This is a genomic window from Pseudomonas sp. Pc102, from assembly GCF_018408275.1.
Classification (GTDB): domain Bacteria; phylum Pseudomonadota; class Gammaproteobacteria; order Pseudomonadales; family Pseudomonadaceae; genus Metapseudomonas; species Metapseudomonas tohonis.
Genome location: NZ_AP021905.1, coordinates 1 through 20583 on the forward strand (window position 1 = coordinate 1; position 20583 = coordinate 20583).

At 65.2% G+C, this 20583-nt stretch carries 20 protein-coding genes; 10 read left to right on the plus strand and 10 right to left on the minus strand.

The window, feature by feature from the left end:
• Window positions 1–194: 194 nt before the first annotated feature.
• From dnaA to PHLH3_RS00025, 5 genes are all read left to right on the plus strand, one after another.
• Window positions 195–1658, plus strand: a complete 1464-nt coding sequence (gene dnaA / locus PHLH3_RS00005) for a chromosomal replication initiator protein DnaA (RefSeq protein WP_213627395.1) — start codon at window positions 195–197, stop codon at window positions 1656–1658.
• A 38-nt stretch (window positions 1659–1696) separates the two neighbouring features.
• On the plus strand, window positions 1697–2800 hold the full coding sequence (dnaN, locus tag PHLH3_RS00010) for a DNA polymerase III subunit beta (RefSeq protein ID WP_173174623.1): 1104 nt from the start codon (window positions 1697–1699) through the stop codon (window positions 2798–2800).
• A gap of 7 nt (window positions 2801–2807) precedes the next feature.
• Window positions 2808–3917, plus strand: a complete 1110-nt coding sequence (gene recF / locus PHLH3_RS00015) for a DNA replication/repair protein RecF (RefSeq protein WP_213627396.1) — start codon at window positions 2808–2810, stop codon at window positions 3915–3917.
• Entirely contained in the window at window positions 3914–6334 is a 2421-nt protein-coding gene (gene gyrB / locus PHLH3_RS00020; protein ID WP_213627398.1) for a DNA topoisomerase (ATP-hydrolyzing) subunit B, read from the plus strand. The genes recF and gyrB overlap by 4 nt, the downstream gene beginning before the upstream one ends.
• A 79-nt stretch (window positions 6335–6413) precedes the next feature.
• Complete coding sequence (locus tag PHLH3_RS00025) at window positions 6414–6605, plus strand: hypothetical protein (RefSeq protein WP_173174627.1); 192 nt, start codon at window positions 6414–6416, stop codon at window positions 6603–6605.
• A 129-nt stretch (window positions 6606–6734) separates the two neighbouring features.
• Here the strand turns inward: PHLH3_RS00025 and PHLH3_RS00030 are convergent, their stop codons facing one another.
• The 4 genes from PHLH3_RS00030 to glyQ all read right to left on the minus strand — a co-directional run bounded on the left by PHLH3_RS00030 (window position 6735) and on the right by glyQ (window position 11132).
• Window positions 6735–7505, minus strand: coding sequence for a lysophospholipid acyltransferase family protein (locus tag PHLH3_RS00030; RefSeq protein ID WP_173174629.1), 771 nt, complete (start codon window positions 7503–7505; stop codon window positions 6735–6737).
• A 13-nt stretch (window positions 7506–7518) separates the two neighbouring features.
• Window positions 7519–8055 carry a D-glycero-beta-D-manno-heptose 1,7-bisphosphate 7-phosphatase gene (gene gmhB, locus PHLH3_RS00035; RefSeq protein WP_213627400.1) on the minus strand — a complete coding sequence of 179 codons (537 nt, stop codon included), beginning with the start codon at window positions 8053–8055 and terminating at the stop codon, window positions 7519–7521.
• A gap of 78 nt (window positions 8056–8133) precedes the next feature.
• Window positions 8134–10188 (minus strand): glycine--tRNA ligase subunit beta, encoded by a 2055-nt coding sequence (gene glyS / locus PHLH3_RS00040; protein ID WP_213627402.1) that lies wholly within the window; start codon window positions 10186–10188, stop codon window positions 8134–8136.
• Window positions 10185–11132: a glycine--tRNA ligase subunit alpha gene (gene glyQ / locus PHLH3_RS00045; protein WP_111259243.1), complete on the minus strand. Its 948-nt coding sequence runs from the start codon at window positions 11130–11132 to the stop codon at window positions 10185–10187. The genes glyS and glyQ overlap by 4 nt, the downstream gene beginning before the upstream one ends.
• Window positions 11133–11339: 207 nt before the next feature.
• Between glyQ and PHLH3_RS00050 the strand changes: the two genes are divergently transcribed.
• From PHLH3_RS00050 to PHLH3_RS00060, 3 genes are all read left to right on the plus strand, one after another.
• A complete protein-coding gene (locus PHLH3_RS00050) occupies window positions 11340–11891 on the plus strand; it encodes a DNA-3-methyladenine glycosylase I (protein ID WP_173174633.1) in 552 nt (183 codons plus the stop codon).
• An 82-nt stretch (window positions 11892–11973) separates the two neighbouring features.
• Window positions 11974–12861, plus strand: coding sequence for a lysophospholipid acyltransferase (locus tag PHLH3_RS00055; protein ID WP_173174635.1), 888 nt, complete (start codon window positions 11974–11976; stop codon window positions 12859–12861).
• Between the two features lie 94 nt (window positions 12862–12955).
• Window positions 12956–13219: a PilZ domain-containing protein gene (locus PHLH3_RS00060; protein ID WP_173174637.1), complete on the plus strand. Its 264-nt coding sequence runs from the start codon at window positions 12956–12958 to the stop codon at window positions 13217–13219.
• On the opposite strand, the gene PHLH3_RS00065 is transcribed toward PHLH3_RS00060, so the two are convergent.
• The 6 genes from PHLH3_RS00065 to def all read right to left on the minus strand — a co-directional run bounded on the left by PHLH3_RS00065 (window position 13216) and on the right by def (window position 18228).
• Window positions 13216–13647: a hypothetical protein gene (locus PHLH3_RS00065; RefSeq protein WP_213627404.1), complete on the minus strand. Its 432-nt coding sequence runs from the start codon at window positions 13645–13647 to the stop codon at window positions 13216–13218. The genes PHLH3_RS00060 and PHLH3_RS00065 overlap by 4 nt on opposite strands.
• An 8-nt stretch (window positions 13648–13655) precedes the next feature.
• Window positions 13656–13976, minus strand: coding sequence for a tetratricopeptide repeat protein (locus tag PHLH3_RS00070; RefSeq protein WP_213627406.1), 321 nt, complete (start codon window positions 13974–13976; stop codon window positions 13656–13658).
• A gap of 38 nt (window positions 13977–14014) precedes the next feature.
• Complete coding sequence (trkA, locus tag PHLH3_RS00075) at window positions 14015–15388, minus strand: Trk system potassium transporter TrkA (protein ID WP_021219935.1); 1374 nt, start codon at window positions 15386–15388, stop codon at window positions 14015–14017.
• A gap of 11 nt (window positions 15389–15399) precedes the next feature.
• Complete coding sequence (gene rsmB, locus PHLH3_RS00080; protein WP_213627408.1) at window positions 15400–16713, minus strand: 16S rRNA (cytosine(967)-C(5))-methyltransferase RsmB; 1314 nt, start codon at window positions 16711–16713, stop codon at window positions 15400–15402.
• A complete protein-coding gene (fmt, locus tag PHLH3_RS00085; RefSeq protein WP_213627410.1) occupies window positions 16710–17654 on the minus strand; it encodes a methionyl-tRNA formyltransferase in 945 nt (314 codons plus the stop codon). Before fmt ends, rsmB begins: the two co-directional genes overlap by 4 nt.
• A gap of 67 nt (window positions 17655–17721) precedes the next feature.
• Window positions 17722–18228 carry a peptide deformylase gene (gene def, locus PHLH3_RS00090; RefSeq protein WP_213627412.1) on the minus strand — a complete coding sequence of 169 codons (507 nt, stop codon included), beginning with the start codon at window positions 18226–18228 and terminating at the stop codon, window positions 17722–17724.
• Between the two features lie 141 nt (window positions 18229–18369).
• Between def and PHLH3_RS00095 the strand changes: the two genes are divergently transcribed.
• Both PHLH3_RS00095 and dprA read left to right on the plus strand, forming a co-directional pair.
• Window positions 18370–19395 (plus strand): LysM peptidoglycan-binding domain-containing protein, encoded by a 1026-nt coding sequence (locus tag PHLH3_RS00095; RefSeq protein ID WP_213627414.1) that lies wholly within the window; start codon window positions 18370–18372, stop codon window positions 19393–19395.
• Window positions 19396–19478: 83 nt separating this feature from the next.
• Window positions 19479–20573: a DNA-processing protein DprA gene (gene dprA, locus PHLH3_RS00100; protein ID WP_213627416.1), complete on the plus strand. Its 1095-nt coding sequence runs from the start codon at window positions 19479–19481 to the stop codon at window positions 20571–20573.
• Window positions 20574–20583: the final 10 nt, after the last annotated feature.

The window sequence follows — 20583 nt, forward strand, 5'->3', positions numbered from 1 at the left end:
GGGGGCGGTTGTCCAGAGGGTTGTTGCGTGGTTATCCACAAAGTTCCGGTATCTTTGCAATGGCACGTAGATATCCAATAACGTCTTGATTTTCCTTGGTGAAATGGCGTTCTTCATGTGGATAACTTTTTCCCCGGCAGCTACAATGACGCCTGTTTTTTCGCGTCGTACTCCTTTCCTTTTGGGGGATATCCGTGTCAGTGGAACTTTGGCAGCAGTGCGTCGAGCTACTGCGTGACGAGCTGCCCGCCCAGCAATTCAACACCTGGATCCGCCCGCTGCAGGTTGAGGCCGAGGGAGACGAGCTTCGTGTCTATGCGCCCAACCGTTTCGTGCTGGACTGGGTCAATGAAAAGTACATGGGGCGCCTTCTCGAACTGCTCGGTGAGCGTGGCAACGGGCTTGCACCCGCCCTCTCCTTATTAATAGGCAGCAAGCGCAGCATGCCGCCGCGTGTGGCGCCGGTCCCTCTCTCCGCCCCTCCGGTCATGGCGGCGCCCCCCGTGGCACCGGTCGCCGCGCAGCGGGTCGAGACGGTGGAAGACTCCCGTGGCGGTTTCGATCCCCTCGCCTCGGTATCCGCTCCTCCGGCCGTGCGCACCGAGCGCGCGGTGCAGGTTGAAGGTGCGCTCAAGCACACCAGCTACCTGAACCGTACCTTCACCTTCGAGAACTTCGTCGAGGGCAAGTCCAACCAGCTGGCCCGTGCGGCGGCCTGGCAGGTCGCCGACAACCCCAAGCACGGATACAACCCGCTGTTCCTCTATGGCGGCGTTGGCCTCGGCAAGACGCACCTCATGCACGCGGTGGGCAACCACCTGCTGAAGAAGAACCCCAACGCCAAGATCGTCTACCTGCATTCCGAGCGTTTCGTGGCGGACATGGTCAAGGCGCTGCAGCTGAACGCGATCAACGAGTTCAAGCGGTTCTACCGTTCGGTTGACGCGCTGCTGATCGACGACATCCAGTTCTTCGCCCGCAAGGAGCGCTCCCAGGAGGAGTTCTTCCACACCTTCAACGCCCTTCTTGAGGGCGGCCAGCAGGTGATCCTCACCAGCGACCGCTATCCGAAGGAGATCGAAGGCCTGGAGGAGCGGCTCAAGTCCCGCTTTGGCTGGGGCCTGACCGTTGCCGTCGAGCCGCCCGAACTTGAGACCCGCGTCGCCATCCTGATGAAGAAGGCCGAGCAGGCGAAGGTCGACCTGCCGCACGATGCCGCGTTCTTCATCGCCCAACGCATCCGTTCCAACGTCCGTGAGCTGGAAGGTGCACTGAAGCGGGTGATTGCCCACGCCCACTTCATGGGACGCGATATCACCATCGAGCTGATCCGCGAGTCGCTCAAGGACCTATTGGCCCTGCAGGACAAGCTGGTCAGCATCGACAACATCCAGCGCACGGTGGTCGAGTACTACAAGATCAAGATCTCGGACATGCTCTCCAAGCGCCGCTCGCGCTCGGTGGCGCGTCCACGCCAGGTGGCCATGGCCCTTTCCAAGGAGCTGACCAACCACAGCTTGCCGGAGATCGGCGACGCCTTTGGCGGACGAGACCACACCACAGTTCTGCACGCCTGTCGTAAGATTGCGGAACTCAGGGAATCCGACGCGGATATCCGCGAGGACTACAAGAACCTGCTGCGTACGCTCACCACTTGATAGCTCAAGCGCAGCCCATTGAGGCAAGGGACTAGACCATGCATTTCACCATTCAACGCGAAGCCCTGTTGAAACCCCTGCAACTGGTCGCCGGCGTCGTCGAGCGCCGCCAGACCTTGCCGGTTCTATCCAACGTCCTGCTGGTGGTCGAAGGCCAACAGCTGTCGCTGACCGGCACCGACCTCGAAGTCGAGCTGGTTGGCCGAGTGACCCTGGAAGAGACCGCCGAGCCTGGCGAGATCACCGTACCGGCGCGCAAGCTGATGGACATCTGCAAGAGCCTGCCGAGCGACGCGCTCATCGATATCCGTGTCGATGAGCAGAAGCTGTTGATCAAGGCCGGGCGCAGCAAGTTCACCCTGTCCACCCTGCCGGCCAACGATTTCCCCACAGTCGAGGAAGGCCCGGGTTCCCTCACCTTCAGCCTGGTACAGAGCAAGCTGCGTCGTCTCATCGAGCGCACCAGTTTCGCCATGGCCCAGCAGGACGTCCGCTACTACCTGAACGGCATGCTGCTGGAAGTCAGCGCCAACCTGCTGCGTGCCGTCGCCACCGATGGCCACCGCCTGGCGATGTGCTCCATGGAGTCCGGCATCGAGCAGGCCGACCGTCACCAGGTCATCGTGCCGCGCAAGGGCATCCTCGAACTGGCCCGCCTGCTCACCGAGCAGGATGGTGAGGTACGCATCGTGCTCGGTCAGCACCACATCCGCGCTACCACCGGCGAGTTCACCTTCACCTCCAAACTGGTGGACGGCAAGTTCCCCGATTACGAGCGTGTGCTGCCTCGCGGTGGCGACAAGCTTGTGGTCGGTGATCGCCAGGCACTGCGCGAAGCGTTCAGCCGCACCGCGATTCTTTCCAACGAGAAGTACCGGGGCATTCGCCTGCAGCTCGCCTCCAGCCTGCTGAAGATCCAGGCCAACAACCCGGAGCAGGAGGAGGCCGAGGAAGAAGTGGCCGTCGAGTACAACGGCAGCAACCTGGAAATCGGTTTCAACGTCAGCTACCTGCTGGACGTTCTGGGTGTGATGACCACTGACCAGGTGCGTCTGATCCTCTCCGACTCCAACAGCAGCGCCCTGCTCCAGGAAGCGGGCAACGACGACTCCGCTTACGTCGTCATGCCGATGCGCCTGTAACCACTCGATGTCCCTTAGCCGCGTCACTGTCACCGCGGTGCGAAATCTGCACCCGGTGACACTCTCCCCCTCCCCTCGCATCAACATCATTCACGGCGCAAACGGCAGCGGAAAAACCAGCCTGCTCGAAGCGATCTATCTCCTCGGTCTCGCCCGCTCCTTCCGCAGCGCCAAGCTGCAGCCAGTCATCCAGTATGAACAACCGGCCTGCACCGTTTTTGGCCAGGTCGAACTGCTTGAAGGGCGTACCAGTAGCCTGGGCATTTCCCGAGATCGCCAGGGTGAGTTCCAGATCAGGATCGACGGGCAGAACGCCAAGAGCGCCGCGCAACTCGCCGAAACCCTGCCGTTGCAGGTGATCAATCCGGATAGTTTTCGCTTGCTGGAAGGCGCGCCGAAGATCAGGAGACAGTTCCTCGACTGGGGAGTGTTCCACGTGGAACCTCGTTTCCTTCCAGCCTGGCAACGCCTGCAGAAGGCCCTGAGACAGCGGAACTCGTGGCTCCGGCATGGTACACTTGACGCCGTTTCGCAAGCGGCTTGGGACCGGGAACTGTGCTTGGCCAGCGATGAAATCGATGGCTACCGAAGGGCTTACATACAGGCGCTGAAGCCGGTTTTCGAACGCACCCTGGGTGAGTTGGTCGAGCTCGACACCCTCAGCCTGAGTTACTACCGCGGCTGGGACAAGGACAGAGAGCTTGCAGAAGTACTCGCGTCCTCCCTCCTCCGGGACCAGCAGATGGGGCACACCCAGGCTGGCCCTCAACGAGCCGACTTGCGACTGCGCTTTGGAGCGCACAATGCGGCCGACATCCTCTCGCGTGGTCAGCAGAAGCTGGTGGTCTGTGCGTTACGAATCGCACAAGGCCATCTGTTGAACCAGGCGAAGCACGGCCAATGTATCTATCTGGTCGACGATCTTCCGTCTGAACTGGATGAGCAGCATCGACGCGCGTTGTGTCGATTGCTGGACGATTTGGATTGCCAGGTGTTCATTACCTGTGTCGATCGAGAACTAATGAGGGACGGCTGGCGAACGGATACGCCGGTAGCCATGTTCCACGTGGAACATGGCGGTATCACCCAGACCTTTGATCATCGGAGTGAAGCATGAGCGAGAACAACACGTACGACTCTTCCAGCATCAAGGTGCTGAAGGGACTGGACGCCGTACGCAAGCGCCCCGGTATGTACATCGGCGATACCGATGATGGTACCGGTCTGCACCACATGGTGTTCGAGGTCGTCGATAACTCCATCGACGAAGCGCTGGCGGGCTTCTGCTCCGAGATCAGCATCACCATCCATACCGACGAATCCATCACCGTCCGAGACAATGGCCGTGGGATTCCTGTGGATATCCACAAGGAAGAAGGCGTCTCGGCAGCTGAAGTCATCATGACCGTGCTTCACGCCGGCGGTAAGTTCGACGACAACACCTACAAGGTGTCCGGTGGCCTGCACGGTGTCGGTGTGTCGGTGGTGAACGCGCTTTCCGAAGAGCTGCGCCTGACCATTCGCCGCGCTGGCCAGGTCTGGGAGCAGATCTACCACCATGGTGTCCCGCAGTTCCCGCTGCGCCCGGTCGGCGAGACCGATGGAACCGGTACGGAGGTCCACTTCAAGGCTTCCAGCCAGACCTTCAACAATATCCATTTCAGCTGGGATATCCTGGCGAAGCGCCTGCGTGAGCTGTCTTTCCTCAACTCGGGCGTGGGGATCGTCCTGCGTGACGAGCGCTCCGGCAAGGAGGAGCTGTTCAAGTACGAGGGCGGCCTGAAGGCGTTCGTCGAGTACCTGAACACCAACAAGTCCGTGGTGAACCAGATCTTCCACTTCAACATGCAGCGCGAGGAAGATGGCGTTGGCGTCGAAGTGGCCCTGCAGTGGAACGACAGCTTCAACGAGAACATCCTCTGCTTCACCAACAACATTCCCCAGCGCGACGGTGGCACCCACCTGGCGGGCTTCCGCTCGGCGCTGACCCGTAACCTGAACAACTACATCGAGCAGGAAGGGCTGGCGAAGAAATTCAAGATCGCCACCACCGGCGACGACGCTCGCGAAGGTCTCACCGCCATCATCTCGGTCAAGGTTCCGGACCCGAAATTCAGCTCGCAGACCAAGGACAAGCTGGTTTCCAGCGAGGTCAAAACTGCGGTGGAACAGGAAATGGGCAAGTATTTCGCCGACTTCCTGCTGGAAAACCCCAACGAAGCCAAGGCTGTGGTCGGCAAGATGATCGATGCCGCGCGCGCCCGTGAAGCGGCACGCAAGGCCCGTGAGATGACCCGCCGCAAAGGCGCCCTGGATATCGCAGGCTTGCCCGGCAAGCTGGCGGACTGCCAGGAGAAGGACCCTGCCCTCTCCGAACTCTACATAGTGGAGGGTGACTCCGCGGGCGGTTCTGCCAAGCAGGGCCGTAACCGCAGGACCCAGGCGATCCTGCCGCTCAAGGGCAAGATCCTCAACGTCGAGAAAGCCCGTTTCGACAAGATGCTGTCCTCGCAGGAAGTCGGCACCCTGATCACCGCGCTCGGTTGCGGTATCGGGCGTGAGGAATACAACATCGAGAAACTGCGTTATCACAACATCATCATCATGACCGACGCCGACGTCGACGGTTCGCACATCCGTACCCTGCTGCTGACCTTCTTCTTCCGTCAGATGCCCGAGCTGATCGAGCGTGGCTACATCTACATCGCCCAGCCGCCGCTCTACAAGGTCAAGCGTGGCAAGCAGGAGCAGTACATCAAGGACGACGAGGCCATGGACGAATACATGACCCAGTCGGCCCTGGAAGATGCCAGCGTGCATGTCAACGAGAGCGCCCCTGGCCTTGCCGGTGAAGCCCTGGAGCGCCTGGTCAACGAGTACCGCGTGGTGATGCGTACCCTCAAGCGCCTGTCGCGCCTGTACCCGCAGGAACTCACCGAGCACATGATCTACCTGCCCCGTGTGAGCCCGGAGCAACTGGCTGACCAGGCTGCCATGCAGTCCTGGCTGGAAGCCTTCCAGGAGCGCCTGAGGGCCTCCGAGAAGTCGGGCCTCACCTATTCCGCCAGCCTGCGTGAAGACCGCGAGCGCCACCTGTGGCTGCCGGAAGTGGAGCAGGTTGCGCACGGCCTGTCCCACTACATCACCTTCAACCGCGACTTCTTCGCCAGCAATGACTACAAGATGGTGACCGCGCTCGGCGACCAGTTGAACAATCTGCTGGAAGAGGATGCATTCGTGCAGCGTGGTGAGCGCCGCAAGGCCATCTCCAGCTTCAAGGAAGCCCTGGGCTGGTTGATGACGGAGAGCACCAAGCGTCACACCATCCAGCGATACAAAGGCTTGGGCGAGATGAACCCGGAGCAGCTCTGGGAAACCACGATGGATCCGAACGTGCGCCGCATGCTCAAGGTCACCATCGAGGACGCCATCGGTGCCGACCAGATCTTCAACACCCTGATGGGTGATGCGGTCGAGCCCCGTCGCGACTTCATCGAAAGCAATGCCCTGGCTGTGTCCAACCTCGACGTCTGAGTCCGGATCTGGAATGGCTCGAAGAAGAAGCCCCGGCATGTCCGGGGCTTTTTATTGGATTGGAAAGAAGGAAGACGCGATGAGCGATGCAGATCGGAATGCAGTGCCCAGCGACGAGGAGATCGCCGCCTACATGCAGCGACTGGTGCGTTCGGGAAGGGTGAAAGCGGCGGTGCTGGTAGCCCAGACGGAGAAGCAATTTCCGACGGCGGGAAGAGACAGGATCATTCGCTGCTACAACGCGCTGGACTCGAAATACCTCAAGGGTTAGCGCGATCGGAAAGAAGCTTATGCACTTTTTCCCGAGATTTCCTGTTGCTGCTGAAAGCCGCGCCAACCGGGGCTTTCAGCGATTCAAATGGCACAAAGCCGGTATTTAATCCACAGCTTATCCACAAATTCAGGCCTGGCTGGAAACCGGCTCGTCCAAGGGCTGTTGCTGGCCTTCGATTTCACGCTGGGCTTGTTCTACCCAGGCGTGGGCGCGGTCGTTGAGCTCGGCGATGGCGCGGGGGCCGGTGCCTTCGGCGAACATCAGCGGTCCGATGACGACCTGGATGGTGCCGGGGTACTTCGCCCAGCCTTCCTTGGGCCAGAAGCTGCCGGCGTTGTGGGCGATGGGCAGTACCGGCATGCCGGCATTCACCGCCAGCGCCGTGCCGCCACGGGAGAACTTGCCCATCTGCCCCACCGGGACGCGGGTGCCCTCCGGGAAGACCAGCACCCAGGCACCCTGCTTCAGGCGTTCGTCACCCTGCTTGGCCAGTTGCTTAAGTGCGGCCTTGGGGTTGTTGCGGTCGATGGCGATCGGCTTGAGCAGCGCCATGGCCCAGCCGAAGAACGGCACGAACAGCAGCTCGCGCTTGACCACCTGGCTCAGTGGCTCGAAGAAGCCGGAGAGGAAGAAGGTCTCCCAGGTGCTCTGGTGCTTGGCCAGGATCACACAGGGTTCGGCGGGTACGTTCTCCAGTCCGTGCACCTCATAGCGCACGCCGGCCACCACCCGGGCCAGCCAGGTCGCGAAGCGACACCAGCGCCAGACGACGAAGCGGTAGCGGGCCCGGAACGGCAGGAAGGGGGCGACGAAGAAGCTCAGCGTGCCCCAGACGAAGGCGCTGGACGACAGCAGCAGGTAGAAGAAGAAGGTTCTGATTGCCTGCACTGTCGTCATGGTGTCCTTGGCCTTAGTTGAGAAGGTGTGCGGCTATCGCCGCCAGATCGTCGAATAACAGGGTATCGCCCGGCAAACCCTTCGCCAGGGTGATCTCGCCCTTGCCGGTCCTAACCAGAACGGGCTGACAATCGACGGCCCGAGCGGCTTCCAGGTCACCACTGCTGTCGCCGACGAACCACACGCCGACCAGAGGTACGCCGTAGTGCGCAGCGATCTGGTGCAGCATGCCGGGCTTCGGCTTGCGGCACTCGCACCCGTCGTCCGGGCCATGGGGGCAATGCACGATCAGCCCCACTTCCCCGCCCTGCTCCGCCACCAGCTCGCGCAGGCGTGCGTGCATGGCATCGAGGGTTGCCAGGGGGTAGTAGCCGCGGGCGATGCCCGACTGGTTGGTGGCCACGGCCACGGTCCAGCCAGCACGTGACAGGCGCGCGATGGCCTCGATGGAGCCCGGGATGGGGATCCATTCGTCGACCGACTTGATGTACGCGTCGGAGTCCTGGTTGATGACACCGTCGCGATCGAGGATGAGTAACTTCATTAACAAGCCTCAAGCGGCAAGCCACAAGCTGCAAGCGTGCTCAAGACCAGGTCTTGTGGCTTGCTGCTTGTGGCTTGCAACCGCTTATCCCAATACCGAAATATCGGCGACGCCGAGGAACAGCCCGCGAAGCTTCGCCAGCAGGGCGTAGCGGTTGGCGCGGACGGCGGCATCTTCGGCGTTGACCAGCACCGCTTCGAAGAAGGCGTCCACCGGCTCGCGCAGGCTCGCCAAGTGGGCCAGGGCTTCGCTGTAGCAGCGAGCCGCCGCCATGGGCTGCACGGCACGCTCGGCGGCCGCCACGGCCTCGGCCAGGGCCTTCTCGGTGGCTTCCTGCAGCAGGGCTGCATCGACACTGGTCGGCACCGCGCCTTCGGCCTTGCTCAGCAGGTTGGACACGCGCTTGTTGGCGGCGGCCAGGCTGGCGGCTTCCGGCAGCTTGCGGAAGGCCTGCACGGCCTGCACGCGCTGGTCGAAGTCCAGGGCCGAGGTGGGTTGCAGCGCGCGCACCGAGAGGTACACGGCAACATCCACGCCTTCGTCTTCATAGCGTGCGCGCAGGCGGTCGAAGATGAAGTCCTGCACCTGGGCGGACAGGCCTTCGGCCTTCACCTTGGCACCGTACTGGGCGATGGCGAAGTCCACGGCGGCGGCGAGGTCCAGGTCGAGCTGTTTCTCGATGAGGATGCGCAGCACCCCCAGGGCCTGGCGACGCAGGGCGAAGGGGTCCTTGCTGCCGGTGGGCAGCATGCCGATGCCGAAGATGCCCACCAGGGTATCCAGCTTGTCGGCCACGGCCAGGGCGGCCCCGGTCAGGGTCTGCGGCAGCTCGGCGCCGGCACCGCGCGGCATGTACTGCTCGTTCAGCGCCTGGGCGACGTCGTCGGCCTCACCGTCGTTCTTCGCGTAGTAGTAGCCCGCGATGCCCTGCATCTCGGGGAACTCGCCGACCATCTCGGTGGCCAGGTCGCACTTGGCGAGGATGCCGGCACGGGCCGCCTTGACCGGGTCGGCGCCAACCTGCTCGGCGACGTAGGCGGCCAGCGCTGAAACGCGCTCGGCCTTCTCGAACACGGTGCCGAGCTGGGCCTGGAACACCACGTTCTTCAGGCGCTCGTTGAAGGTCTCGAGCTTGTGCTTCTTGTCCTGCTTGAAGAAGAACTCGGCGTCGGTCAGGCGCGGGCGCACGACCTTCTCGTTGCCCGAGATGATCTGTGCCGGGTCCTTGCTCTCGACGTTGGCCACGGTGATGAAGCGCGGCAGCAGCTTGCCGTTGGCATCCAGCAGGCAGAAGTACTTCTGGTTGTCCTGCATGGTGGTGATCAGCGCTTCCTGGGGCACCTCGAGGAAGCGTTCCTCGAAGGAGCACACCAGCGGGACCGGCCACTCGACCAGCGCGGTGACCTCGTCCAGCAGGTCGGCGGGCACCACGGCGCTGCCCTTCTGCTCGGCCGCCAGCTCGGCGACGCGGCGGGCGATGATTTCGCGCCGCTCGGCGAAGTCGGCCAGCACGTGGGCGGCGCGCAGGTCGTCCAGGTAGCTGGCGGGGCTGCCGATGCGCACCTGGTCGGGATGGTGGAAGCGATGGCCACGGGATTCGCGGCCCGCCTTCTGGGCGAGGATCTCGCACTCGACCACGTCATCGCCGAACAGCACGACCAGCCACTGGGTGGGGCGCACGAACTCCTCGCGACGTGCCGCCCAGCGCATGCGCTTGGGGATCGGCAGGGCGGCCAGGGAGGCCTCGATGATGCCAGCCAGCAGGCCGGCCGCGGCCTGGCCGGGGATGGTCTGGCTGAACTTCAGCTTGGGGCCGCTCTTGTCGATCTGTTCGAGGTCGACGCCGCACTTCTTGGCGAAGCCGAGGGCGGCCTGGGTCGGGTTGCCGGCGGCGTCGAAGGCGGCCTGCAGCGGCGGGCCGTCGAGGTTGACGCTGCGGTCGGGCTGCTGGGTGGCCAGCTGCTCGATCTGCACCGCCAGGCGACGCGGGGCGGCGTAGACGCGGGCGGCGCCGTGGCTCAGGCCGGCGCTCTTGAGGCCGGCGAGGATGCCGGCGAGGAAGGCGTCACCGAGGGCCTTGAGGGCCTTGGGCGGCAGCTCTTCGGTGCCCAGTTCGACGAGGAAATCTTGTGCACTCATTCTGCCGCCTCCAGCTTGGCCAGTACTTCGTCACGCAGTTCGGGGGTGGCCATGGGGAAGCCCAGGCGCGCGCGCGCCTGCAGGTAGCTTTGCGCCACGGCGCGGGCCAGCGTGCGTACGCGCAGGATGTAGCGCTGGCGCTCGGTCACCGAGATGGCGCGGCGGGCATCCAGCAGGTTGAAGGTGTGGGAGGCCTTGAGGACCATCTCGTAGGTCGGCAGCGGCAGCTGCAGCTCGATCAGGCGGTTGGCCTCGCTCTCGTAGAAGTCGAACAGTTCGAACAGCTTCGGCACGTTGGCGTGCTCGAAGTTGAAGGTGGACTGCTCCACCTCGTTCTGGTGGAACACATCGCCGTAGGTGACGGTGCCGAACGGGCCGTCGGTCCAGATCAGGTCGTAGACCGAGTCCACGCCCTGCAAGTACATGGCCAGGCGCTCCAGGCCGTAGGTGATCTCGCCGGTCACCGGGTAGCACTCGATGCCACCGACCTGCTGGAAGTAGGTGAACTGGGTGACTTCCATGCCGTTCAGCCAGATTTCCCAACCCAGGCCCCAGGCGCCGAGCGTGGGGGATTCCCAGTTGTCCTCGACGAAGCGGATGTCGTGAACCAGCGGATCGATGCCGATGCGCTTGAGCGAGCCCAGGTACAGCTCCTGGAAGTTCTCCGGGTTCGGCTTGAGTACCACCTGGAACTGGTAGTAGTGCTGCAGGCGGTTGGGGTTCTCGCCATAGCGGCCGTCGGTCGGACGGCGGGAGGGCTGCACGTAGGCGGCGTTCCAGGTTTCCGGGCCGATGGCACGGAGGAAGGTTGCGGTGTGGAAGGTGCCGGCGCCAACTTCCATATCGTAGGGCTGCAGCACCACGCAACCCTGCTCCGCCCAGTACTGCTGCAGGGCGAGGATCAGGTCTTGGAAGGTGCGCACGGCAGGCATAGTCTGGCTCACGAAATTTACCTGTGCTGAGGCTGCGACAAAGCCGGGGAGTATACCCGATCGAATCCCGCCGGACCCAGCAGCCACAGGCGTTTCGCTGATTGATCCACAGGCGGCCGGCGCGCGCTTCCCACGCTCGTTTTCCGGCTCTTCCATTACTGGTTTTTTATACAGTCGGGTGCGTATAGTGCGCTTTTTCCCGTTCCAGGAAGGAATGCCATGCCCCGCTGCTTCTGGTGCAACGACGACCCGCTCTACATCGACTACCACGACACCGAATGGGGCGTGCCCCAGCGCGATCCGCAGTGGCTCTTCGAGATGCTGCTGCTGGAAGGCTTCCAGGCCGGGCTGTCGTGGATCACCGTGCTGAGGAAGCGCGAGCGCTACCGCCAGGTGATGTTCGGCTTCGATGCGGCGCGCCTGGCACGCATGAGCGACGAGGAGATCGAGGAGCGCATGCAGGACCCCGGCATCATCCGCAACCTGGCCAAGCTCAGGGCCGCGCGGCAGAACGCCCAGGCCTGGCTGCGCCTGGAGGACCCGGTGGCGCTGCTCTGGTCCTTCGTCGGCGGCACGCCGCGCATCAACCACTTCAGTGGGCGTGGCGAGGTGCCTGCAGTGACGCCCGAGGCGGAGGCCATGAGCAAGGCGCTGAAGAAGGCCGGCTTCACCTTCGTCGGGCCGACCATCTGCTACGCCTTCATGCAGGCCGCCGGGATGGTCATGGACCACACCACCGACTGCGATCGCTACCAGGCGCTGAAGGGCTGAAGTCTCCGTCTGGACCAATTGGTCATCGACGCTGGCGCGCGGCTGGTTAGAATACGCGCCTCGTCGATTCCTGGAGTTGCCCGTGGAGAAGTTCAAAGGCGCGCTGGTCGTGGGGTTTCTGCGGCTCTTCGCTCTGCTGCCCTGGGGCGTGGTCCAGCGCCTGGGGGCCGCCATCGGCTGGCTGATGTGGCGCCTGCCGAACCGCTCGCGCGAGGTGGTGCGCATCAACCTGTCCAAGTGCTTCCCGGAGCTGAGCGCTGCGGAGCTGGACGAACGCACCCGTCTCAGCCTCATGGACATCGGCCGCACCCTGACCGAAAGCGCCTGCGCCTGGATCTGGCCTGCGCAGAAGTCCATCGGCCTGGTGCGCGAGGTGGAAGGCCTGGACGTGCTGCAGGAGGCCTTGGCCAGCGGCAAGGGCGTGGTGGGCATCACCAGCCACCTGGGCAACTGGGAAGTGCTCAACCACTTCTATTGCGACCAGTGCAAACCGATCATCTTCTACCGCCCGCCGAAGCTGAAGGCGGTGGACGAGCTGCTGCGCAAGCAGCGCGTGCAACTGGGCAACCGCGTGGCCCCCTCCACCCGCGAAGGCATCCTCAGCGTCATCAAGGAAGTGCGCCGGGGCGGTGCCGTGGGCATTCCGGCCGACCCGGAGCCGAGCCTCTCCAGCGGCCTTTTCGTGCCCTTCCTCGGCACCACCGCGCTGACCAGCAAGTTCGTCCACGGCATGCTCGCCGGCGGCAAGGCCCGTGGCGTGTTCCTGCATGCGCTGCGCCTGCCCGACGGCACAGGCTTCAAGGTCATACTCGAAGCGGCGCCCGAGGCGATGTACAGCGAGGACGTGGAGACCTCGGTCGCGGCCATGAGTGGCGTGGTGGAGCGCTACGTGCGTGCCTACCCGACCCAGTACATGTGGAGCATGAAGCGTTTCAAGAAGCGCCCCGAGGGCGAGCAACGCTGGTATTGAGGCGCCTTATGGCGCCTTTTTTCCGTCACCGCTGTGCGGCGCCCCGGTTTTAGGCTATTAACGGCACACCACGGCTGAGGATGGCGAACAGACGATGTCGAACCAGCGGCAGTACCCGCGCACTCCGATGAAGTGCCGCATCAAGATCAGTCACGAGAGCTTCGGCGAACTCTTCGCCCAGACCCGCGACCTCTCCGACGGCGGCGTCTATGTGCGTCATCCCGATCTGGTCGCGTTGCCCCTGGGCACCGTGGTCACCGGCCAGGTGCAGGACCTGCCCTTCGAGGCGCCGGTGTTGCAGATGGAGATCATGCGTGCCGATGGCGAAGGCGTCGGGTTGCGCTTCCTCGACCGCTAGTCCGCTTCGGCCGCCATCAGCACCAGGTCTTCACAGCCCTTGCGGCGGCAACCCCAGCGATACTCTTCCCGCGTCGGCCCGTCGCCGCGCCAGGTGGTGGCCGTGGCGGCGCCGTTGATGCGGAAGTTCCACACCTGCCCCGCCCCATCGTGCAGGCGCCCCTCGATGCTGCACGGCAGCCAGTAGAACTGGTGGTGCAGCACCACGCCGTCGAGCAGCTCGCCCAGCTGGAAGAAGCGCTCGACCTGTTTCGGCGACAGCGACCACTGCTTGCAGGCATCGGCCATCGCCATGTCGGAATTACTGACCCCCTCGAACAGTGGGCGCGAGGCGTCGAGCACCGTGAACGGGCCCCTGGGGTCGGCGGCCTGGGCACCAGGCGGCAGGGCCAGCGCCAGGGCGAGGGCGAAGGGACGATGCATCCGCATGAGGGCGCTCAACTGGCGGGCGCCTGTCGGTCCAGGCGCTTGAGGAACACCGATATCTCCTTCTCGGCCTGCTTGTCGCCATGGGCCCGGGCGGCGGCCAGGCCGCGCTCCCAGGCATCGCGGGCAGCCGAGTCGTCACCACTGGCCTGCAATGCCTTGCCCAGCAGCTTCCAGGCGGCGGAGTACTTCGGGTCCTGCTCCACGCAGCGGGCCAGGTGCCCGGCCGCGCGGGTGGCGTCGCCCTGGTCGAGGTAGCCCTTGCCCAGGCCGAAGCGCAGCAGCGGGTTGTCGGTGCCCTTGGCGAGCATCTTCTCCAGTCCTTCGAGCATGGCGCTCTCCTTGTTGGCGGCGATCCGGCGGGCAGGCCTCAGAAGAAGGTGAGGCCCACCTGGAACAGACGCTCGGCGTCGCGGATGTACTTCTTGTCGACGAGGAACAGGATCACATGGTCGCCGGACTCGATCACCGTATCGTCGTGGGCGATCAGCACCTCGTCGTTGCGGATGATGGCGCCGATGGTGGTGCCCGGCGGCAGGGCGATGTCCTCGATCATGCGGCCCACCACCTTGCTCGACTTGGCGTCGCCATGGGCGATGGCCTCGATGGCTTCGGCCGCCCCGCGGCGCAGGGAGTGCACGCTGACGATGTCGCCACGGCGCACGTGGGTCAGCAGGGTGCCGATGGTGGCCAGCTGCGGGCTGATGGCGATGTCGATGTCGCCGCCCTGCACCAGGTCGACGTAGGCGGGGTTGTTGATGATGGTCATCACCTTGCGCGCGCCCAGGCGCTTGGCCAGCAGCGAGGACATGATGTTGGCCTCGTCGTCGTTGGTCAGCGCCAGGAAGATGTCGGCATCGTTGATGTTCTCCTCTACCAGCAGGTCGCGGTCGGAGGCGCTGCCCTGCAGCACCACGGTGCTGTCGAGGGTGTCGGAGAGGTAGCGGCAGCGGGCCGGGTTCATCTCGATGATCTTCACCTGGTAGCGGCTCTCGATGGCCTCCGCCAGGCGCTCGCCGATGTGGCCGCCACCGGCGATGACCACGCGCTTGTAGCTGTCCTCCAGGCGGCGCATCTCGCTCATCACCGCACGGATGTGCGCCTTGGCGGCGATGAAGAACACCTCGTCGTCGGCCTCGATCACCGTGTCGCCCTGGGGCGTGATCGGGCGGTTGCGACGGAAGATTGCGGCGACGCGGGTATCGACGTTGGGCATGTGCTGGCGCAACTGGCGCAGCTCCTGCCCCACCAGCGGGCCGCCGTAGTAGGCCTTGACGCCCACCAGCTGGGCCTTGCCCTCGGCGAAGTCGATCACCTGCAGCGCACCGGGGTATTCGATCAGGCGCTTGATGTAGTTGGTGACCACCTGCTCGGGGCTGATCAGCACGTCCACCGGGATGGCCTCGTTGTCGAACAGGCCGGCTCGGGTCAGGTAGGCCGCCTCGCGCACGCGGGCGATCTTGGTCGGCGTATGGAACAGGGTGTAGGCGACCTGGCAGGCCACCATGTTCACCTCGTCGCTGTTGGTCACCGCCACCAGCATGTCGGCGTCGTCGGCGCCGGCCTGGCGCAGCACGGTGGGGAAGGAACCCCGCCCTTGCACGGTGCGGATATCGAGACGGTCGCCGAGGTCGCGCAGGCGGTCGCCGTCGGTGTCCACCACCGTGATGTCGTTGGCTTCGCCGGACAGGTGCTCGGCGAGGGTGCCGCCGACCTGTCCCGCACCGAGGATGATGATCTTCACTGATCGCTCCGTTAGCCGCGCGGTGAGGCGGCGATCTTTATCAGCTTGGCATAGTAGAAGCCGTCGTGGCCGTTCTCCCGGGCCAGCAACTGGCGCCCGTGGGGCTGCTTGAGGCCGAAGGTGCCGGCGATGTCCAGTTCGCGCGCGCCAGGGGTGCGCTGGAGGAAGGCGGCGATGTTCTCGCTGTTCTCCCTCGGCAACGTGGAACAGGTGGCGTAGACGAGGATGCCGCCGACCTCCAGGGTCGGCCAGAGGGCATCGAGCAGCTCGCCCTGCAGCTGCGCCAGGGCGGGTATGTCCTCGGCCTGGCGGGTCAGCTTGATGTCCGGATGGCGGCGGATCACGCCGGTGGCCGAACAGGGGGCATCGAGGAGGATGCGCTGGAACGGCTTGCCGTCCCACCAGGCGCCGGTATCGCGGCCATCGGCGGCGATCAGCGTGGCCTCCAGGCCGAGGCGCTGGAGGTTCTCGCGTACCCGCGCCAGGCGGCTTTCCTCCAGGTCGACGGCCACCACGCCAGCCAGGCCGGGCTCGGCTTCCAGCAGGTGGCAGGTCTTGCCGCCGGGGGCACAGCAGGCGTCGAGCACGCGCTGGCCGGGGGCGAGTTCGAGCAGGTCGGCGGCCAGTTGCGCGGCTTCGTCCTGCACGCTGACGCGCCCTTCGGCGAAGCCGGGCAGGGTCTTCACGTCACGCGCTTCGATCAGGCGGATGCCGTCGCGGCTGAATTCGCAGGGCTCGGCTTCGATGCCCGCCGTGCGCAGCTCGGCGAGGTAGGCATCGCGCTCGCCATGGCGGCGGTTGACCCGCAGGATCAGCGGCGGGTGGGCGTTGTTGGCGGCGCAGATGGCCTCCCAGTGCTCGGGCCAGGCGGCCTTGAGTGCCTTCTGCAGCCAGCGCGGGTGGGCGGTGCGCACCATCGGGTCGCGCTCCAGCTCGGCGAGGATCGCCTCGCCATCGCGTTGCGCATTGCGCAGCACGGCGTTGAGCAGGCCCTTGGCCCAGGGCTTCTTCAGCTTCTCGGCGGCGCCCACGGTCTCGCCGATGGCGGCATGGGCGGGGATGCGGCTGTAGAACAGCTGGTAGAGGCCGACCAGCAGCAGCGCCTCCACGTCCTTGTCGGCCGTCTTGAAGGGCTTTTGCAGCAGGCGCTCGGCCAGCGCGCCGAGGCGTGGTTGCCAGCGCGCGGCGCCGAAGGCCAGGTCCTGGGCGAGGCCGCGGTCGCGCGGGTCGACCTTGTCCAGCTGCGCGGGCAGGCTGCCGCCCAGCGAGGCCTTGCCGGAGAGGACGGCGGTCAGCGCGCGGGCCGCGGCGAGACGTGGGTTCATGCGCCGAGCACCTGGCCGGCGGCGAACTGCTCGCGGCGGCTGTTGAACAGGTCGGCGAAATTCAGCGGCTTGCCGCCGGGCAATTGCAGGCGGGTCAGGCGCAGGGCGCCGCTGCCGCAGGCCACGGTCAGGCCATCCTTGCTGGCGGCGAGAATCTGCCCGGGCTGGCCGCTGCCGTCGGCGAGCTGCGCGGCGAGCACTTTCAGCGGCTCGCCGCCGAGGGTGCTGTGGCAGATCGGCCAGGGATTGAAGGCGCGAACCAGGCGTTCCAGCTCCTCGGCGGGGCGGTTCCAGTCGAGGCGTGCCTCGTCCTTGTTCAGCTTGTGCGCGTAGGTGGCCAGGGCGTCGTCCTGCACGTCGCCCACCAGGGTGCCGGCGGCGAGCTGGGCGATGGCCTGCACCACGGCCTGCGGGCCGAGGCTGGCGAGACGGTCATGGAGGGTGCCGCCGGTGTCTTCGGAGGAGATCGGGGTGGCGACCTTGAGCAGCATCGGCCCGGTGTCCAGGCCCGCTTCCATCTGCATCACGGTCACGCCGCTCTCGGCATCGCCGGCCTCTACCGCGCGCTGGATCGGCGCGGCGCCCCGCCAGCGTGGAAGCAGGGAGGCGTGGCTGTTGATGCAGCCGAGGCGCGGGGTGTCGAGCACCACCTGGGGCAGGATCAGGCCGTAGGCGACCACCACCATCAGGTCGGCACCGAGGGCCTTGAGCTCGGCCTGGGCGTCGGCATCGCGCAGGGTGGGCGGCTGCAGGACGGGAATGCCGTGCTGCAGGGCGAGCTGCTTGACCGGGCTCGGCATCAGCTTCTGGCCGCGACCCGCCGGGCGATCGGGCTGGGTGTAGACGGCGACGATGCTGTGCGGCGTATCGAGCAGGGCCTTGAGGTGCTCGGCGGCGAATTCCGGGGTGCCGGCGAAGACGAGGCGCAGGGCTTGGGTCATGCGGGGCTCACTTGGTCACTCTGAAAAAGAAAAAGGCTTGCCGGAGCAAGCCTTTGGGGTTCGGCGATCAAGCCTGCTGGCGGTGCTGCTTTTCCAGCTTCTTCTTGATCCGGTCACGCTTGAGGGTCGACAGGTAGTCGACGAACAGCTTGCCGTTGAGGTGGTCGCACTCGTGCTGGATGCACACCGCGAGCAACCCTTCGGCAACCAGTTCGTAAGGCTTGCCGTCGCGGTCCAGGGCCTTGATGCGGACCTTCTGCGGGCGGTCGACGTTCTCAAAGAAGCCCGGCACCGAGAGGCAGCCTTCCTGGTACTGGTCCATCTCGTCTGTCAGGGATTCGAACTCGGGGTTGATGAAGACCATGGGCTCCGACTTGTCTTCGGACAGGTCCATCACCACCACGCGCTTGTGCACGTTGACCTGGGTGGCGGCGAGGCCGATACCCGGTGCGTCGTACATGGTTTCGAACATGTCGTCGATCAACTGGCGCACAGCGTCGTCCACCACGTCCACCGGTTTGGCGATGGTACGCAGGCGTGGATCGGGAAATTCGAGGATGTTCAGGATCGCCATATGCGTTTGTGATGCACTTGTAGAATAAAGTCAAAATCCGCTGCTAAGATGATGAGCAGCATTGAAAAACGCCTGCAAAGCCCGGTTGGGGCGGCTTTCAGGCCGTTTCGCGTGAACGCACATAATAAAGGGATTCACCGCATGAGGAAATCACTACTCGCCCTGCTGCTCCTTGCTGCCAGTGGGTTGGCACAGGCTGCGGTGGAACTCAAGGATGGCCACCCGGAGCACTACACGGTAGTGCGCGGGGATACCCTCTGGGATATCTCGGGCAAGTTCCTGCGCGAACCCTGGAAATGGCCGGAAATCTGGCACGCCAACCCGCAGATCGAGAACCCGCACCTGATCTACCCGGGCGACACCCTGAGCCTCGTCTACGTCGACGGCCAGCCTCGCCTGATGCTGGATCGCGGCGCATCCCGCGGCACCATCAAGCTGTCGCCCCAGGTGCGCAGCACGCCGATGGCCGAAGCCATTCCGACCATCCCGCTCGAAGCCATCAACAGCTTCCTGCTGAGCAACCGCATCGTCGACACGCCCGAGCAGTTCAAAGGCGCTCCCTACATCGTCGCCGGCAATGCCGAGCGCGTGGTGAGCGGCGCGGGTGACCGCGTCTATGCCCGCGGCAGCTTCGACGAGCAGAACCCCACCTACGGCATCTTCCGCCAGGGCAAGACCTACATCGATCCCGATACCAAGGAATTCCTCGGCATCAACGCCGACGATATCGGTGGCGGTGACCTGGTCGCCCAGGAAGGCGACGTGGCGACCATGACCCTCACCCGCTCGACCCAGGAAGTCCGCCTGGGCGACCGCCTGTTCCCGACCGAACAGCGCTCGGTGAACTCCACCTTCATGCCCAGCTCGCCGACCATCGACGTCAAGGGCCTGATCCTCGACGTGCCGCGCGGCGTGAACCAGATCGGCCAGTTCGACGTGGTGACCATCAACAAGGGCAAGCGCGACGGCCTGGTCGAAGGCAACGTGCTGGCGGTCTACAAGACCGGCGAGACCGTACGCGACCGCATCACCGGCGAATCGGTGAAGATCCCCGACGAGCGCGCCGGCCTGCTGATGGTGTTCCGCACCTACGACAAGCTCAGCTACGGGCTGGTCCTGGCGGCCAGCCGACAGCTGGCGGTGATGGACAAGGTGCACAATCCCTAAGCAAACCAAGCCCCCGTCCTACGGGGGCTTGTTGTATACAGGGCGGCCTGCCGCCCTGCGCGGCGCTGGTCAAGGACGATCCCATGCCGCCCCCCTCCCCGGCCGAACTCGAAGCACGCCTGCGTCTGCACAGCCTTCCCGAACTCGGCCCCCGCCGCTTCCGCATCCTCATCGACGCCTTCGGCAGTGCCTCCGCCGCCCTCAGCGCCCCTGCCGCCGCCTGGCGTTCGTTACGCCTGCCCGACGCCTGCGCCGGCCCCCGGCGCAGTGAAGAGGTGCGCACCCGCGCCGCCCGGTCACTGGCCTGGCTGGACGCGACGGACAACCACCTGCTGATGTGGGACGACCCCCGCTACCCCGCCCTGCTCGCCGAGCTGCCCGACGCGCCGCCGCTCCTGTTCGTCCGTGGCGTCCCGACGCTGCTCGAGCGTCCGCAACTGGCCATGGTCGGCAGCCGTCGCGCCTCGCGGGCCGGGCTGGATAACGCCCATGCCTTCGCCCGCAGCCTGGCGGCCGGAGGCTTCTGCATCACCAGCGGCCTCGCCCTCGGGATCGACGGCGCCGCCCACCAGGGTGCGCTGGATGCCGGCGGGCATACGGTCGCCGTGCTCGGCACGGGCCTGGAGCGCATCTACCCGAACCGGCACAAGGGCCTGGCCAAGGCGATAGTCGCCGGCGGCGGCGCGCTGGTTTCAGAGCTGCCGCTGGACTGCGCGCCCCAGGCCAGCAACTTCCCCCGCCGCAACCGCATCATCAGCGGGCTCTCCGTTGGCGTTCTCGTGGTCGAGGCAAGCCCTGCCAGCGGCTCGCTGATCACCGCGCGCCTGGCCGCCGAGCAGGGGCGCGAGGTCTATGCCATCCCCGGCTCCATCCATCATCCCGGGGCGCGTGGTTGCCACCAGCTGATCCGCGACGGCGCCACACTGGTGGAAACCGTCGGCCACGTGCTCGAGGCCCTGCGCGGCTGGCAGGCGCTCGCGCCCGGTCCCGCCGAGCCGAGTGCCCAGCTGCATGACCACGCCCTGCTCGACCTGCTACGCGCCGCGCCCTACAGCAGCGAGGCCCTGGCCGCCGCCAGCGGCTGGGACCTGCCCCGCGTACTGGCCGCGCTCACCGACCTCGAGCTCGATGGCTGCATCGCCCGTGACGCCGGGCTTTGGGTTCATCGGCGCGGTTGAGGGCTGTACA